At 42.2% G+C, this 16,495-nt stretch carries 15 protein-coding genes; 12 read left to right on the top strand and 3 right to left on the bottom strand.

Annotated features, from left to right (window positions below):
- Positions 1 to 20 precede the first annotated feature (20 nt).
- The 4 genes from AAC033_RS04900 (at position 21) to AAC033_RS04885 (ending at position 6,425) form a co-directional block, all read left to right on the top strand.
- Positions 21 to 2,273: a pyridoxal-dependent decarboxylase gene (locus AAC033_RS04900; protein ID WP_339736002.1), complete on the top strand. Its 2,253-nt coding sequence runs from the start codon at positions 21 to 23 to the stop codon at positions 2,271 to 2,273.
- A 12-nt stretch (positions 2,274 to 2,285) separates the two neighbouring features.
- The gene (locus tag AAC033_RS04895) at positions 2,286 to 3,422 is read left to right on the top strand and encodes an FIST N-terminal domain-containing protein (protein WP_339736000.1); all 1,137 of its coding nucleotides are present in this window, start codon (positions 2,286 to 2,288) and stop codon (positions 3,420 to 3,422) included.
- A gap of 30 nt (positions 3,423 to 3,452) precedes the next feature.
- On the top strand, positions 3,453 to 4,541 hold the full coding sequence (locus tag AAC033_RS04890; RefSeq protein ID WP_339735998.1) for an ATP-binding protein: 1,089 nt from the start codon (positions 3,453 to 3,455) through the stop codon (positions 4,539 to 4,541).
- Positions 4,542 to 4,667: 126 nt separating this feature from the next.
- Positions 4,668 to 6,425, top strand: coding sequence for an ATP-binding protein (locus AAC033_RS04885; RefSeq protein ID WP_339735996.1), 1,758 nt, complete (start codon positions 4,668 to 4,670; stop codon positions 6,423 to 6,425).
- 43 nt (positions 6,426 to 6,468) lie between these two features.
- On the opposite strand, the gene AAC033_RS04880 is transcribed toward AAC033_RS04885, so the two are convergent.
- Positions 6,469 to 7,647, bottom strand: coding sequence for a SpoIIE family protein phosphatase (locus tag AAC033_RS04880; protein ID WP_339735994.1), 1,179 nt, complete (start codon positions 7,645 to 7,647; stop codon positions 6,469 to 6,471).
- A gap of 232 nt (positions 7,648 to 7,879) precedes the next feature.
- On the opposite strand from AAC033_RS04880, the gene AAC033_RS04875 reads away from it, so the two are divergent.
- Genes AAC033_RS04875 through AAC033_RS04850 form a run of 6 tightly spaced genes read left to right on the top strand, consistent with a single transcriptional unit; the run spans position 7,880 to position 14,439 of the window.
- Positions 7,880 to 8,734 (top strand): hypothetical protein, encoded by an 855-nt coding sequence (locus AAC033_RS04875; protein WP_339735992.1) that lies wholly within the window; start codon positions 7,880 to 7,882, stop codon positions 8,732 to 8,734.
- A gap of 60 nt (positions 8,735 to 8,794) precedes the next feature.
- On the top strand, positions 8,795 to 11,860 hold the full coding sequence (locus AAC033_RS04870) for an ATP-binding cassette domain-containing protein (RefSeq protein WP_339735990.1): 3,066 nt from the start codon (positions 8,795 to 8,797) through the stop codon (positions 11,858 to 11,860).
- A gap of 40 nt (positions 11,861 to 11,900) precedes the next feature.
- Positions 11,901 to 12,320 carry an ATP-binding protein gene (locus AAC033_RS04865; RefSeq protein WP_339735988.1) on the top strand — a complete coding sequence of 140 codons (420 nt, stop codon included), beginning with the start codon at positions 11,901 to 11,903 and terminating at the stop codon, positions 12,318 to 12,320.
- Positions 12,317 to 12,649 carry an STAS domain-containing protein gene (locus tag AAC033_RS04860; protein ID WP_339735986.1) on the top strand — a complete coding sequence of 111 codons (333 nt, stop codon included), beginning with the start codon at positions 12,317 to 12,319 and terminating at the stop codon, positions 12,647 to 12,649. The genes AAC033_RS04865 and AAC033_RS04860 overlap by 4 nt, the downstream gene beginning before the upstream one ends.
- Before the next feature lie 11 nt (positions 12,650 to 12,660).
- Positions 12,661 to 14,046 carry an ATP-binding protein gene (locus AAC033_RS04855; protein WP_339735984.1) on the top strand — a complete coding sequence of 462 codons (1,386 nt, stop codon included), beginning with the start codon at positions 12,661 to 12,663 and terminating at the stop codon, positions 14,044 to 14,046.
- A gap of 15 nt (positions 14,047 to 14,061) precedes the next feature.
- Positions 14,062 to 14,439, top strand: a complete 378-nt coding sequence (locus tag AAC033_RS04850; protein WP_339735982.1) for a response regulator — start codon at positions 14,062 to 14,064, stop codon at positions 14,437 to 14,439.
- Positions 14,440 to 14,484: 45 nt separating this feature from the next.
- On the opposite strand, the gene AAC033_RS04845 is transcribed toward AAC033_RS04850, so the two are convergent.
- A complete protein-coding gene (locus tag AAC033_RS04845) occupies positions 14,485 to 14,649 on the bottom strand; it encodes a hypothetical protein (protein ID WP_339735980.1) in 165 nt (54 codons plus the stop codon).
- Positions 14,650 to 14,811: a hypothetical protein gene (locus AAC033_RS04840; RefSeq protein WP_339735978.1), complete on the bottom strand. Its 162-nt coding sequence runs from the start codon at positions 14,809 to 14,811 to the stop codon at positions 14,650 to 14,652.
- A gap of 538 nt (positions 14,812 to 15,349) precedes the next feature.
- On the opposite strand from AAC033_RS04840, the gene AAC033_RS04835 reads away from it, so the two are divergent.
- Both AAC033_RS04835 and AAC033_RS04830 read left to right on the top strand, forming a co-directional pair.
- A complete protein-coding gene (locus AAC033_RS04835) occupies positions 15,350 to 16,219 on the top strand; it encodes an SDR family oxidoreductase (RefSeq protein ID WP_339735976.1) in 870 nt (289 codons plus the stop codon).
- Positions 16,220 to 16,283: 64 nt separating this feature from the next.
- The coding region (locus AAC033_RS04830) for a hypothetical protein (protein ID WP_339735974.1) at positions 16,284 to 16,495 on the top strand (212 nt) is incomplete at its 3' end.

The following is a 16,495-nucleotide window of genomic DNA, read 5'->3' as shown; positions in this document are numbered from 1 at the left end:
TATCCTAAATACACTTTACTATGCATGAAATATCGAAACATCACGCAGAGCAATTCGCCAGGAATTTATTGCATGCGCATCGAAATTTACCCAAAGAAAAACAAATTGGGTTGGCCGGCTCCGGTGCTGAAACTCTTGAAGCTTTGTTTTTAGGAACCCATGGCGGCAACGCCAAATATCTGCACGAAATGCTTGACCGCGCCCTGAAGGGCAATGTCGAATTCAGGAAAAATTATTATCCTGATGATCCGGATTATGTCGATGCCGCCATACAAAGCTCTCCGGAATTTGAGAGTACGATGCAAATGATGATGGATGAATACGATAAACTCGTCTCACAATTGCAGGAATCGGGCACATTTTTCAGCATGCGCAGTATTGGACACATGTTGTGGGACACCGCTTTACCGGGCATTCTCGGCTATTTTGCAGCCCTGCTATACAATCAGAATAATGTAGCGGCCGAAGCTTCACCGGTAACCACACTGATGGAAATGTATGTGGGCAACGATTTGTGCAAGATGCTGGGTTATTCCGTACAACCGATTGGTCAGAATACGGCAGAAGTCCCTTTGCCGGGCAACCTTATTACAGGTTGGGGACATATTACCTGCGATGGCTCGGTGGCCAACCTGGAAGGATTATGGATGGCCAGGAATCTAAAATTTTATCCGGTAAGCGTACGTGCAGCAATTCACAAGGAAGCAGTTTTTCAAAATATAGACGATTTCCAGGTAAAACTAGCCAATGGTTCGATGGCAACGCTTGCCAATCTTGACGACTGGACGACGCTTAACCTGGCCATTGATGATGTGCTGGATATTCCAAACCGGATAAATAAACAGTATGGAATCGATATTGATACGATCAATGCTGCCATTTCAAAATACTCCGCACAGAAAATCGGGTATCATCAGATTTTACAAAAATACCTACCCTCCATTTCTGAATCCCCGGTATCCATTTGTTCCGGGACCAGGCATTACTCATGGCCAAAAGGGGCTGCTATTTTAGGGATTGGCGCTGATAATATGTGGAGTCTCCCGGTGGATTTAAATGCAAGAATGGATTTAAGCCAACTGCGAAAATCCCTTGATCTTTGTTTAGAAAAGAAAATTCCACTTATGAATGTGGTGGCAATAATCGGTACAACAGAAGAAAGCGCCGTTGATCCCTTGGCCGATATCCTCAAGATAAGGGATGAATACCGAGAAAAAGGCCTGGAGTTTGCCATTCATTGTGATGCTGCCTGGGGCGGCTATTTCATAACAATGATGAACAGCAGTGATGAGTGCAGCCCTCATTCATTTAAACACATTGATGAAGCTGGTATGGCGAAACTGCCAATGAGTGACTATGTAATTCAACAGTATAAAGCGATACGTCATGCTGATTCCATAACCGTTGATCCCCATAAATCCGGCTACGTTCCATACCCTGCCGGAGGGTTATGTTACCGCAATTCCGCCATGCGAAACCTTGTTTCCTTCACGGCGCCAGTGGTGTATCATGGCGGTGTGGATCCCACCGTAGGCGTGTATGGCGTGGAAGGATCAAAACCCGGAGCCGCGGCCGCCGCAGTGTACCTATGTCATAAGGTAATAAGACCCAATATGGATGGCTATGGTAAACTTACCAGCGAATGTTATTTCAACGCAAAGCGTTTATATGCGGCATTGGTTTGTCTAAATATTGCCGATCTGCCTTTTTTTGTGGTACCACTGATACCCATTCCCGCTATCCGGCAGGGTCTTGGCCCTGCAGAGGTACAGACGCAGTACGAATTTATCAGAGACAGAATCGTAAACAAAACCAACGAGCAGTTACTTGCCGACCCCGAGGCCTTTGAATTATTTAAATTACTGGGCGGCGACCAAACCATTGTAACTTACCTGTACAATTACTACATGGACGATGGTACGCCAAATAATAATATGCTAAAAGTAAACGAATTAAATGATAAGATTTACCGGAAATTCAGTTACAAACCCTATGAGGATAATACACAGAATACCGAAATTGTGGTCACTTCATCTGCTTTTAGCCGTGAGGCAGACGGTGATTTGCTGATTGACAATCTGCGGCAACGGCTGGGCGTTGTAACCGATAATGATGCGTCTATCAGTTTTATAATTTCCACCATTATGAACCCCTGGCTTAGCAAAACGGTAAATGGTTCTTTTATTCCTCAGCTAATGTCAATTATTACTAAAAATATAACGGCTATTGCTGCGGCAGTTAAAGCCGGGTCAAACGAATCAGGAACTATTTAAAAGAAAATTATTATGAAAGCAAAAAATATGTTTGGAGAAAACATTGATGATATTAAATCAAAATTTTCTCAAGCTACCAGCGATGGTTTTTCGCCAACTCTTGCCATTGTGTTCTGTTCCATAGTGCAAGACAGGAGTGAATTAGCCGAGTTCCTCAATGAGAAAAAAGTGGATGTTTTTGGTGCTACTACAGCCGGAGAGATTCTGGATGCTGAAGTGACCGAACAATCGACCGTTGTCATGCTTTTGGACATAAAAAAGACCCATTATGAGGTATTAATTCAGGACACCACGCACGGATCCACATACGAAGCCTGTGCGAACCTGGCTGATCATGCCCAAAAGATTTTCAATAATCCTTCGCTCATTGTTGTTTCAAGCGGGCTAACAATCGATGGCGAACAAATAGTCAAAGGGGTATTTGATAAAGCCCCTCAAATGCCATTGTATGGAGGACTGGCAGGCGATGATTTGACCATGAAAGCTACTTACGTATTTAACGCCGCAGGAGAATATTCAAATGCGATTATGGGATTGATTGTTGATGGTGATAAAATCAATGTACAGGGCCTTGCCACCAGTGGGTGGGACAGCATTGGCATAGAAAAAACAATCACAAAATCAGAGGGCAACGTAGTTTATACAATCGATGATGAACCCGCTGTTGATGTTTTTATCAAATATTTTGAATTTAAGGGGTATTTGGATAACCGCTCGGAAGTAGTAGCAATGAACTTTGCCCAGTACCCGTTGCAATTGACCAAGGAAAACGGTAATGTCGTTTTGAGGTCACCCATGATGGCCGATAACGAAAACAGGTCTTTGATATTCGGTGGTGGCATACCTCAGGGATCCAAAGTGAAGTTTTCTGTACCCCCTGGCTTTGATTTAGTTGAAAATACCACCAATGAAATTTCAAGTTTAAAAACCACTATTCCTGAAGCCGATGCAATACTAATGTTTTCGTGTAAAGCCAGGCATTTGGCTTTGGGGCCAATGACCAGCAATGAAGCAGAACAAATTCGCGCTATTTGGGATAAGCCTTTGATTGGGTTTTTTACTTACGGAGAAATAGGATACTCAAAAAATAGTTTCTGTGATTTTCACAATGAAACATGTTCAATGGTAATTTTAAAGGAGAAAAACTAATATACTTTGGAAGCACTGCTTAAATTGATAATGAACCTTGATATATCGGAGGAGGACAGACAGCTTTTAATAGCAGAAATTAAACCGGTAAAAAAGCAACTGGAGATTGCAGAGTTCAAGTACAGGCGCACCATAATGGACAAAAGCGCCATTACCAATGTATTAAACAATACCATCGCTGAATTGGAACAAAAAAAGCGCCTCATAGAAAATGCCAGAAATGAAATTGCAAAGAATATGCTGGCACTTGATGAGCAAAACAAAGTGATTGCAATCAAGAACGAAGCGCTCAATAAAACCATATCGAAGTTAAAGGCCACTCAGAGCCAATTGGTTCAATCCGAAAAGATGGCTTCCTTGGGAGAACTGACCGCTGGCATTGCTCATGAAATTCAAAACCCATTAAACTTCGTGAATAACTTTGCGGAAATAAGCAGTGAGCTGGTTGATGAAATGAATGAAGAGCTGGATAAAGGCGACACGGAAGAAGCCAAAGCCATTTCAACCGACATCAAACAAAACCTCGAAAAAATAAACCACCACGGCAAACGCGCCGATGCCATTGTGAAAGGCATGCTGCAACACAGCCGAATCAGCAACGGCAAAAAAGAACTCACCGATATCAACGCCCTGGCCGATGAATATTTGCGACTTTCTTATCACGGTTTACGGGCAAAAGACAAGTCTTTTAATGCAGATTTTAAGACTGATTTCGTTGAGTCGCTACCGAAAATCAATGTGATTCCGCAGGATATTGGCAGGGTGTTGCTGAATTTGATAAATAATGCGTTTTATGCCGTGAATGAGCGGAGCAAAAAAGGAGAAGAAGGATATAAACCAACCGTTTCAGTAAGCACCGCCAAAGCTCGCGACAAACTTGAGATTAAAGTATCTGACAACGGTAATGGAATACCTGAAAACATAAAGGAAAAAATCTTCCAGCCATTCTTCACCACCAAACCAACCGGGCAGGGAACCGGACTGGGGCTCAGTTTGAGCTATGATATCATGAAGGCACATGGAGGTAGTATTAAGATCAATTCTGAATCTGGAGTCTTTACCGAATTTATTGTCCAACTACCGGATGTGATCACTGAAAACTCTGAAGCCGGTAAATAAGCCAATTGTTGCACTGGAATTATATGTATATTTATACAAAATTGTATAATATGTCTTGGCAATTATATTGAACAATTAATGGAAAACCCTCTGCCTTCTCATCGTGATTCAATGATATTGGAATCAATGACTCAAAGTATATTGATTACTACTCCGGAACTTGGACCTCCGGGTCCTTACATTATTTATGCAAACAAAGCTTTTGAGAAAATGACAGGTTGGGCCAGAGAGGAACTGATTGGGAAAACTCCAAGAATTTTGCAAGGCCCTAAGACCGATCTGAGTATTTTCAAACATCTGGAAGACATTCTGGGCAAAGGTGAGGTTTGGGAAGGAAAAACCATTAATTATAGAAAAGATGGAACTGAATTTTTCATGGAATGGTCAATTTCTCAGGTATTTAACAAAGATGGAAGAGTTGAGAGTTTAATTGCTGTCCAGTACGACATAACAGAAAAAGTACGAATTGAAAAGCAACTTGAAAAATCGAAGGAAAGAGAGCTAAAACGCATTGCAGAAATTAAACAAGCTTCTCTTGATCGGGTTCGTGGTGAAATTGCAAGCATGCGTACCAAAGAAGATTTAAACCGAATAACTCCACTAATCTGGAAAGAACTGATTGCTCTGGGAATTCCATTTATACATTGCGGTGTATTTATTATGGACGAAGTCTCTGAATCGATTCAAACCTATCTTTCCGCAACTGAAGGACGGTCGCTTAGCACTTTCAAAATGTCATTTAATGAGGAGGGAATTGCTTCGGGAATGGTTAGAAGTTGGAAAAATAATGAAACCTATCGTGAGAGCTGGAATAAAACTCAATTTGTCAGTTTTATGCAAAACCTGATTAAGGAAGAAAAAGTAGATAACCCCGAATCATTTCAGGGTGCTTCTGCGCCACAATCATTGTATCTGAATTTTGTTCCGTTTAAACAGGGTATGCTTTATATAGGCAATAGTTCTCCTTTAAACGATAATGAACTTGAACCTGTAAATTCACTGGCACAGGCATTCTCAATCGCTTACTTACGTTACGAAGATTTTAACCAACTGGAAATGGCCAAAAATCAGGTGGAATATGCCTTTGCAGAATTAAAAGCAACACAATCGCAACTTATCCAATCCGAAAAAATGGCAAGTCTCGGCCAGCTCACTGCCGGCATTGCTCACCAAATCCAGAATCCGCTGAACTTTATAAATAATTTTTCGGAATTAAGCAATGAGTTGTTGGAAGAAATGAAGGAAGAGTTGGCAGTTGGTACCGAAGTCTCGGTACAGTTGGCAAATGAGATCGTAAAAGACATCAAACAAAACCTCGAAAAAATTAATCACCACGGCAAGCGCGCAGATGCCATTGTAAAAGGCATGTTGTTGCACAGCCGTGGAAACAGCGGCCAAAAAGAACCCACTGATATCAACGCACTTGCAGATGAATATTTACGCCTGAGCTACCACGGTTTCCGGGCAAAAGACAAATCGTTCAATTCAGATTTCAAATTGGAAGCTGATAAATTTCTCCCTAAAATTGAGGTAGTTCCCCAAGATATCGGGCGGGTTTTGCTGAATTTGATTAACAATGCGTTTTATGCAGTGTCCGAGAAATCAAAGCCTCAAGCATCAAGTTACAAGCCACAAGTTATCGTATCCACAAAAAAAGTGAATACTACAATTGAAATTCGTATAACCGATAATGGCCCCGGAATCCTTTCCTCCATCAAAGACAAAATTTTCCAACCTTTCTTCACCACTAAACCAACCGGACAGGGAACCGGATTAGGGTTGAGTTTAAGTTACGATATTGTGAAGGCACATGGAGGAGAAATAAAGGTGGAAACAATAGAAGGAGACGGGACAGAGTTCGTCGTTCAAATCCCACTAAATTGAATCATGCCAATCATTTAATCCTATGAATCCTGGCTCAGACAATTTACCCTTTAAACGTTATTCCTAAAAGTGTAATGTCGTCTGACTGAGGCGCACCAGCCACAAAATCATTGACATCGGCAAATGATCTTTTAATGATCGTTTCAACAGAATGGTTGCGATTTTCATTCAGAAAATTCTCAAATTTTTCTTCTCCGTAAGCTGTTTCTTCCAGGTTGAAAGCTTCTACAACGCCATCGGTGTAGAGCAAAAGCTGGTCGCCTTTTTTCAGATGTAATTTTTTCGATTCGAAGTTAAAATCATCCATAACCCCAAGTGCGAGGCCATTGGTCATCTCAACCTTGCTAATCCCTTCTGTCGAAAGTAGATAGGGCGGATTGTGCCCCGCATTTACGTAATCAACCTCGCCGGTTTGCGTATTCAAAATTCCATAAAATACGGTAACAAACATCGATGAAACACTTTCAATGCAAAGAAGATTATTTACATATCGCATACAGTCACTAACCGAATCGCCTTTAAGCCCGGTGGCGCGAACCAGTGTGCGACTGACAGCCATAAAAATAGCTGCTGAAATTCCTTTGCCCGAAACGTCGCCAATCACAAATCCAAGCCGGTCTTTATCGATGAGGAAGAAATCGTAAAAATCGCCTCCAACCTCGTTGGCAGCCACCATCGAAGCGTAAATATCAAAATTTGGTTCTTCAGGAAATGGTGGAAATTCTTTTGGTAGGATGGCCTGCTGAATGTCACGGGATATGTTGAGGTCGTGTTGTATGGAAACAAGTTGATCGTGCTCGGTTAGCCAGCGCCGGATCGAAATAATTTCTTCAATCGTTTTTTTGATCGTTATTTCGAGGTCCTCAAAGTTTACCGGTTTCGTAATAAAATCAAAAGCGCCGCGGTTCATCGCAGTTCGTATATTGTCGATATCGCCGTATGCCGATACCATCACGGTTTTCAACCCGGGATTTTTCAATTCATTTAACTTCGAAAGCAGCGTCAACCCATCCATTTCCGGCATATTAATATCGGAAAGCACAATCCCAATTTCGGGGAATTCAACAATCTTTTCCAGAGCTTCCAACCCGTTCGAAGCAAATTCAAAATCAAACGTATTTTCACGAATATGGCGGCGAAATTTCTGCCGGATCATCGGCTCCATATCGGTTTCATCATCAACAACCAGTATTTTAACTGCAGTTTGTAAAGATTGAATCATAAAAAAATAAAGTTTTATTTCAGCTTCAGATCCAGCGGTGTTTTTACTCTAATTTTGAAAACAACTTTTCCTTACATTTGTTTATAGAAAGACTTGATAATAAGTAACTAAATGAAATATTCGTATATTTGGTATGATTGCGCACACTAAACATATTCTCTTTTGGTGTCTTGGGGGAGAAAATAGAAAATAAATGTATTCATGAATTAAGAATCAAAAAAAACAATTGCAAATGAAAAATTTATTTACCACACAAGTTTTAGCGTTTGGTCTGGCTCTGGCTCTGCTTGCCGGATGTAATTCATCGACTAAAACTAAAGAAAAGAAAGGGACAACCTCCGGCGGACAAGAGGCATATGTTGAAGTTGAAGTTTTTGATGCCGTAAAAATCAAAGATCAAATTGTTGAAACCATTAACAAGATGCCTAGTGAAAAGGAGATTGCCACGCTACTGAATGAGGCGGGTGCTTCCTATATTTTTGATTTAACGGTGACCCCTGATCAGGCCGAAAAGCTGATGACCAAATCGGAGCAAAGTTTTGGACTCGGCCTCTATTCTTTCGATTTGCTCTATGCCAGTGTTTATAACCGGGGTGATGTGGCCGCTGAAATAACCGGAGTTTCCGAACAACTGATCGATCAACTCGGACTCAGAGATGAACTTATTTCATCAAAAAATCATATGGAGAGAATCAGGGAAAATGCGGGCAACAAAGATTCGCTTGATTACCTGGTATCAGAGAACCTCAACCACTTTCACCAGCAAATGTCCGCCGGCAATCAACCCGGGGTTTATGCGCTTTCCGTCATTGGATCCAATGTGGAAGCTTTGTATGTTTTAAGCCAGACCACTTTGCTGGCAAACAACAAAGCGAAATTGCTGGAGATCATGAGCACGCAAACCGAGCGGGTGAACCTGGTTTTTACACTGCTCGAACTGATGTCGGAAGATGAAAGCATACAGCCATATTACGAACAGTTTAAACCCGTTGTCACCATTTTTGAAGAAAACACGGAAATTACCGAAACAGAACTGACAGAAATCGGATCTTTGATGGAGGATTTCAGAAAGAATATTTTGAACTAGTTGTTGAAATCCGGGGACCTGCGCAGGACCCCGGATTTTTCTATTTCTAACATATTGCTTATGAACGAGATTACACTAAATGCCCTGATCAATTTATTTGCATTGTTCTCGGCCATAAGCGAATCGAAAAAAGAGGAGGCCATCCGGAATTTTTCCTTGTACCTGCACGAGCACTTTGGCATTGCTGACAGTAAGGAATACCTGAACCTTTTTGAAGAGTTGCTTGATTTATACGGGGTTGACGGAAGTCCTGCTATCCCGCTTGACATGGTGCAGGAGGCTCGCAACATCAGCACCAACATCAGGGGCTGGCTCCGGAAAGAAGAGCAGATCATGGTTTTTCTGCGTTTCCTCGAACTGGTTAAAAACGGAAATATCGCGAAGGCTGAAGGGCTTTTTGAGACCCTGGCCAATGTTTTTGAAATCAGTAAAGCAGAGGTCAATAAATTTTTCGCCTTTATATTTTATCCTTCCACCCAAGAGATTGATGCCTCCGATTTTTTGTTGATCAATAGAAATGAAAAACCCGGCAAACACAGGTATCGGCACATTTATGAAAAGAATATTGATGGTGAACTGCTTTTTTTGCGTTGTCGGTCAATTGGACACCACATTTTTGTGTTCCACGGCAACGAATACCTCACCATTGAAGGAAACCCGGTAATCCCGGGACGTTTTTATGCCTTCAAGGAAGGGAGCATTATTCGTGGGCCCCGGATAGCGCCGGTTTATTACACCGATATTTCGTCTGGTTTTATTGATGAGGATTTGAGCCCCTCCTTTGTTTTTTCAGCCGAAGAAATTGAATTTAAATTCAAGAACAGCAACAACGGGCTACACCGGTTTTCCTTTGCCGAAAAGTCGGGCCAACTGATTGCCATTATGGGTGGAAGTGGCGTGGGGAAATCAACGCTGCTCAATATCCTGAACGGGAATATACCGGTACGGCAGGGACGGGTTAAAATCAACCAGGTCGATATTTACGATCATAAAAAGGCTATCGAAGGGCTGATTGGTTATGTGCCGCAGGATGATCTTTTGTTTGAAGACCTTACCGTTTGGGAGAACCTCTATTACAATGCCACCCTGTGCTTCGATCAGCTTTCGCCTTCAGCTATTGGTGAAAAGGTCGACAAGGTATTGCATGAACTCGAACTGAATGCCTTTAAAGATTTAAAAGTAGGCAGCCCGCTAAAAAAGGTGATTAGCGGAGGCCAGAGAAAAAGGCTGAATGTAGCGCTTGAATTGATTCGCGAACCGGCCATCCTGTTTGTTGATGAACCCACATCGGGCTTGTCGTCCACCGATTCGGAAAAAGTGATGTTGCTTTTAAAGCAGCAGGCCCGCAAAGGCAAATTAATCATCGTAAACATCCATCAGCCGTCATCGGCTATTTTCAAACTGTTTGACAAGTTGTGGATTCTCGATTCAGGAGGCCGCCCCATATACACAGGTAATCCTCTCGACGCCATCATCTATTTCAAGAGGGAGGTGAACCATGTGAATGCCGAAGTTTGCGAATGTTTGCTTTGCGGAAATGTAAATCCCGAGCAGGTACTGGAGATTGTGGAAACCAAAAAGATTGACAATTCGGGGAACTTTTTGCCTGAACGTCGTTTTACACCGCAGTACTGGTACGACGAATACCGAAAAAAGTCCAAGTTACTACGAGCGAAGATGCCGCGTCCGGAAGCCGGCTTGCCCCCCGCTGGTTCAAGAAAACCAGGATTGACAAAACAGTTCCGGATCTTCTTCGAACGGAATTTGAGAATCAAAACCGCCGACCGCCAATACCTGATCATCAACCTTCTCGAAGCCCCTGTGCTTGCCCTGATCGTGGCTTGGTTCACCCGTTTCTCGGAGGGAAACGATTACATCTTTTTCGAAAATAAAAGTATGATCTCCTACCTTTTCATGGCTATTGTCGTGATTTTGTTTATGGGAATGAGCGTCAGTGCCGAGGAGATTATTAAAGATCGCAAAATAGTACAGCGCGAATCGTTTCTTAACCTGAGCCGCTTCAGTTACCTAAACTCCAAAATTCTTTTCCTCGTAGTCCTTTCGGCATTTCAGTCGTTCAGTTTCGTTTTAATCGGAAATCTCATCCTTGGAATCCACGGGATGACGCTGGCCTATTGGATCGTTCTGTTTTCTGTGGCGGTTTTTGCCAACCTTTTAGGATTAAATATTTCTGCGGCATTCAATTCGGTGGTGGCCATCTACATTCTGGTTCCGCTACTGCTGATCCCACAGATTCTGCTTTGCGGCATTATCGTAAAGTTTGATGATTTACAAGACAAAACGGCCGCTAAAGATGCCGTTCCGATTGCCGGAGAAATCATGGCTTCGCGTTGGGCTTTTGAAGCGTTGGCCGTTGAACAGTTTAAAGAAAACAGGTACATGGCCCGCTTTTTCGAGATGGAAAAGCAAATGGCACGAGCCCGCTTTCGTTCCGAAATACTGACCACCCAATTGATTGGCCAGCTTGACCTTGTGGACGGCTGGATAAGATTGAACAACCCAGCGGAAGAAACTTCGCGGAAACTCACCATCATCAAAAATGAAATTGAAGAGCTGGATGATGAAAAAGTACAGCCCCCGTTTCAACATACGGAAAGCCTGACAGCCGGAAAATTCAATTCCGAAATTGCCGGGTTTGCAAAATCACACCTGAACCAACTGAAAGACTTTCACAGCAATCGCAATCAGGAAATAAAAGGGAAGAAAGATCAACTGATTCGCCAGCTGGAAAAGGAAAATGGCAAGCAGTTCCTCTACAATCAGAAAATGAAATACCATAATCAATCGCTTGAAACCTTGGTGCTCAACAGTGAAGCAAACGAGATATACCGGGAAACGCCCCACGGCTATATGCAGAAAGTAGCCCCCATTTACAAAGAGCCCGACTTCAATAACGGAAGGGCACATTTCCTGGCTTCACACAAAAACCTATTTGGCTATCCGGTTGACACCTTTGTTTTTAATCTGGGAATGATATGGTTAATGATTTCAATTTTATATATTGCCCTTTATTACAATTGGTTGCGAAAAATGTTGGAATTCTCCGTTCAGGTAAAAAAACGAAGACCCAAAGGAGTTGTGCAGGAAAAGGCAAGTGACAAGTGAGTTGTTATTGAAACAAGATTTATAAATAGTTTCTTTTAAAATGGGAAACAGGAAAACAAAATATTTCGTTATTGAAAATCAGGTTGGGGAACTCGCTTCTTTGGCCAGGGAAATTGATAAACTGGCCCACGAATGGGAGTTGTCGGAAGCATTGGCCATGAATATAAACCTGGTGATTGAGGAGGCGCTTTCCAACATCATGTTTTATGCTTTTGCTGATGATGCCAGGCACGAAATCAACCTTTCCATTTCGGTTAAAGATAACAGGCTCACCATTAAAATCACCGACGACGGGATTCCGTTCGATCCTTTATCGCATAAGCAACCCGATGTGACACTGCCTGCGGAAGAAAGACCGGTGGGTGGCCTTGGAATTTTTCTGATGTCGCAGATCATGGATGAAATGCACTATGACCGAAACAAGAACGAGAACATTTTGACACTAAATAAAAACATATGAAAATAAAGAAGGAAAAAAACGCAGATTTCATCGTGCTGAAAATCAACGGAAGGGTTGATACCATCCATTCTACCGTTTTGGAAAAAGAGGTCAACCAACTTTTTGAAAGTGGAGAAAAAAATCTGATTTTCGAATGCGGTGGAATAAGTTATATCAGCAGTTCCGGTTTACGTGTATTTTTGGTCGCCCAGAAAAAAGCAATTTCAGTCGGTGGAAAGCTGTTCCTGTGTAATATGCAACCTGCCATTCAGGATATTTTCCGGATTTCGGGTTTTTCGAATTTATTCAGAATATTCGAAACTAAGGAAGAAGCACTTAAAAACCAATAACTTTTAAAGCTATGCATCTTTCGCTTGGTCCACTCATATTCACCCTGTTGCTGACACAGCGTTTGTTCAGGTTTTCAAAAATCAACAATCACCCGACGTGGGAACGGTTATTCCGATATGTCCGGTATTTCGCCATTTTCCTTTTTGTCGCCGAAATCATTCTTTCGGCTTCAAACGCTACCCGATGGATTTGGCATATCATACTGATCTCCCTTGTCCTTTTTGCTTTTCAACAGAAAGAAATGCGTTCTCTGCGCATGTTTTTAATGGCTTTTATCCCCTATGTCCTCGTCTCATTTTTGAGTGATTCAATCCAGTTCATTTTAAGCAATTTTTATAACCGGTGGGAGAATTATTTCGACATTGCTGAAATGCTTTCGGTCATCTGGTTGGTGGCCATTCTGTTCAGCCATTACAGGCAAAGCAAAGCAGAGGAAAAAGAGCGGATAAAAAGGCAGCACGAGGATGAAGTTAACAGGGCCATCGCCATCCGGAAGGTTGAGCTGGAAGGATTGGTGGCCGAACGCACCGCCGAACTTACGAAGCAAAAAGAGGACCTGGAGCATGCCCTGAATGAGCTGCGTGCCACCCAGGATCAGCTCATTCAATCCGAAAAAATGGCATCGCTTGGGGAGCTTACCGCCGGCATTGCCCACGAAATTCAAAACCCGCTCAACTTCGTGAATAATTTCTCCGAAGTAAATGCTGAATTGCTCGAAGAAATGAAAGAGGAGCTGAAAAAAGGAAATATGCAATTCGCAAATGAGATAGCAGGGGACATAAAACAAAACCTCGAAAAGATCCTCCACCACGGAAAGCGCGCCGACAGTATTGTGAAAGGAATGCTTCAGCACAGCCGCAGCAATACCGGTATTAAAGAGCCGACCGATATCAATGTGCTGGCCGATGAATATTTACGTTTGGCTTATCATGGTTTAAGGGCAAAGGACAAATCGTTTAATGCAACCTTAAAAACGGATTTCGACGAATCGCTCGACAAAGTAGAGGTCGTGCCACAGGAAATTGGACGGGTTGTGTTGAATTTGCTGACCAACGCCTTTTATGCAGTCAGCGAAAAGAAAAAGCGGATTGAAAAAATTCCGACCACCGATGACGAGGAAAATAAAACCCCGTACATGCCTACCGTAGTCGTAAGCACAAAAAAATTGGGCAGAAAAGTAGAAATAAAGGTCAGCGACAATGGAGATGGCATTCCTCAGGCAGTTCTGGATAAAATATTTCAGCCATTCTTTACGACAAAGCCCAGCGGGAAGGGAACCGGCCTGGGATTGAGCATGAGTTACGAAATCGTGACAAAAGCCCACAACGGCCAGTTAAAAGTTGAAAATAACGAAGGCGAAGGCGCCACGTTTACTATTTTGTTACCCGTTAAATAAATAAAGACCAATAGCATGAAAATTTTGGTAGTTGACGACGAAAAAGATATTAAAACATTGTTTGAACAGCGTTTTCGGAGGGAGATCAGACACGGCGAGTTTAGTTTCGATTTTGCCTTTTCGGGCGAAGAAGCGCTGGATTACATGAAAAACAGCAAGCAGGAAGTCGTTCTGATCCTTTCGGATATTAACATGCCCGGCATGAGCGGACTCGAATTATTAAAAAACATCAAGAAAAAATATCAAAAACCACCGCCCGTTGTCATGATGATAACGGCATACGGTGATCAAGAAAATTACAGTCATGCCATGCAACTTGGCGCCGATGATTTTCTAACCAAACCAGTGGATTTTATCGCGCTGAAAGACAAAATTAAGGCACTGGATACCTGATATCGTGGCGCACGATTCGTTCAACAATCGATCGAAAATGCTGATCTAAAGCAGTTTTTCAGGCATTGGACCAGGAGGGGGTGCACTCATATCCATGCCGTGAAATTTCTCAATACTGTCTTTCATCAAAATATCGGTTGGATGATCAGAAACCGCCACGCTGTGCATAAACGAGTTGGCTCCAGGTCCTTCGTGTAAAACAACTGCCAACTAACCATTTGGCGTTTCCACTGCCCAAACACCATGGCGGGTCAGCCCGTGACGTTTATTTAAGTCATCGTAATCTTTTTTCATTTCCCCTTTCAGATTTTTTGTCCAGCTTTTCCATTCTTCTTCCTTGCCTTTTACAACAGGCGCAACGACTAATCCCATAATTTTAATTTTTAAAGTTTGAATCAATTTGAACTATCAGATTTAATTTAGGACATATTTGTCTTAAATGCAGATTTTTAAGGTTAATAAAGATTAAAATGGCTGATTTTTCAATGATTATTGAATTCGTTGTCAGAGAAGTGGTAATTGTTGAATGAATCGGTAAAATATAGTTTAGGTTTCTGAAAGTCAGTAATTTATTTGCATTTAAGATATTTGTGTCTTAAATTGCTTTGTGTTTCTGTTGAAGGTAGTTTGATTGTCTTTTTACTTTCAAGAGTCAGATTTTGGAAAATGGCATCCTGTCAATCTATTTTCAGCCAAAAATCAACTTTTCTTTGCAGATTATATTGTTAAGGTTCGGTAAAATTTCATGGTGGACATGATGATGAAAAACAAGTCAAAAGCGGTATTGTTCTTATTTGAGTTCATCATGATCGACCCTTCTATACAGCGAATGCTGCCTGGCCAGTTGTAAATATTCATTAAAACGGGAAGAGCCGAAAACCGAACAGAGTAGGCAACAAAAAAATAGAAAATGAAAAAAATTCTAATCACAGGTTGCAGTACCGGATTTGGTTTCGATGCCGCAAAATACCTGGCCGAAAAAGGACATCATGTTTATGCAACCATGCGAAACATGAACGACAAAAACCAGGTAGCCGCCGCCGAACTGAAAAAACTGGCAACAACAAAAGGACTAAAACTTGAAGTTGTTGAAATGGATGTTACTTCCGATGAAAGTGTTGAAACAGCCATGACAAAGATACCAACGGTTGATGTGCTCATCAACAATGCAGGCCGGGGATTTGGAGGCCCAATAGAAGCTTTCACTTCAGCAGAGTGCCTGGCACAACTCGATTTGAATATCGTTGGAAACGTTCGGCTTGTAAAAGCAGTACTTCCGGCGATGCGAGCCCGGAAATCAGGTTTGATTATTCAGGTCAGTTCAATTGCGGGACGATTTTCCGCGCCGGGATTTGGCATTTACAATGCAAGCAAATTCGGTGTTGAAGGCTTAAGCGAAGCTATGCGTTATGAACTGGCTCCATTTGGAATTGATGTGGCCATTGTTCAACCGGGGCCCTTCTCAACCAATTTTCTCCCCGGAATATTTAAAGCAGGAAATGCTGAAATCGCTTCTGCTTATCCTCTTGTCGGAGATTTTCTCGATGGTTTTGGCACCCAGGTTATGGCTGCATTTGCCGACGAAAATGCACCAACCGATCCCATGGTCGTGGTCAAGATATTTGAATCATTAATCAATGCTCCTGCCGGAAGCCGTCCGTTGCGCACAGTTGCCGGTCTCGACTTCGGGGTTCAATCGATTAATGATGCAATTGATCCAATCCGGAAAGGAATTATTGGGGCATTTAAAATAGCAGACTGGGATGGCGTTAAGGCGTGAAAATTATTAAACGGGAAGAGCCGAAAACCGAATAGAGTAGGCGTAAAAATTAAATTGTAACCATATGGCAACATTCGTATTTCGTCACAGAGTAGGCGATTTTAACACATGGATAAAAGGACATCAGGATCGGGTTGATTTGTTTGGCGATACCGTTTCAGGGTTCAAAACATTTCAGGATGCAGACGATCCGAATTCAATTGCGCTCGTTATGGAGGTAAACGATATCGAAAAGCTTGGAGCAATTATCAACGATCCGAAAAACCAGGCAATCAA

The sequence above is a fragment of the uncultured Sunxiuqinia sp. genome (assembly GCF_963974515.1).
GTDB lineage: Bacteria > Bacteroidota > Bacteroidia > Bacteroidales > Prolixibacteraceae > Sunxiuqinia.
The sequence above is the reverse complement of the archived record's forward strand: the minus strand, read 5'-3'. Positions and strand labels throughout refer to the sequence as shown.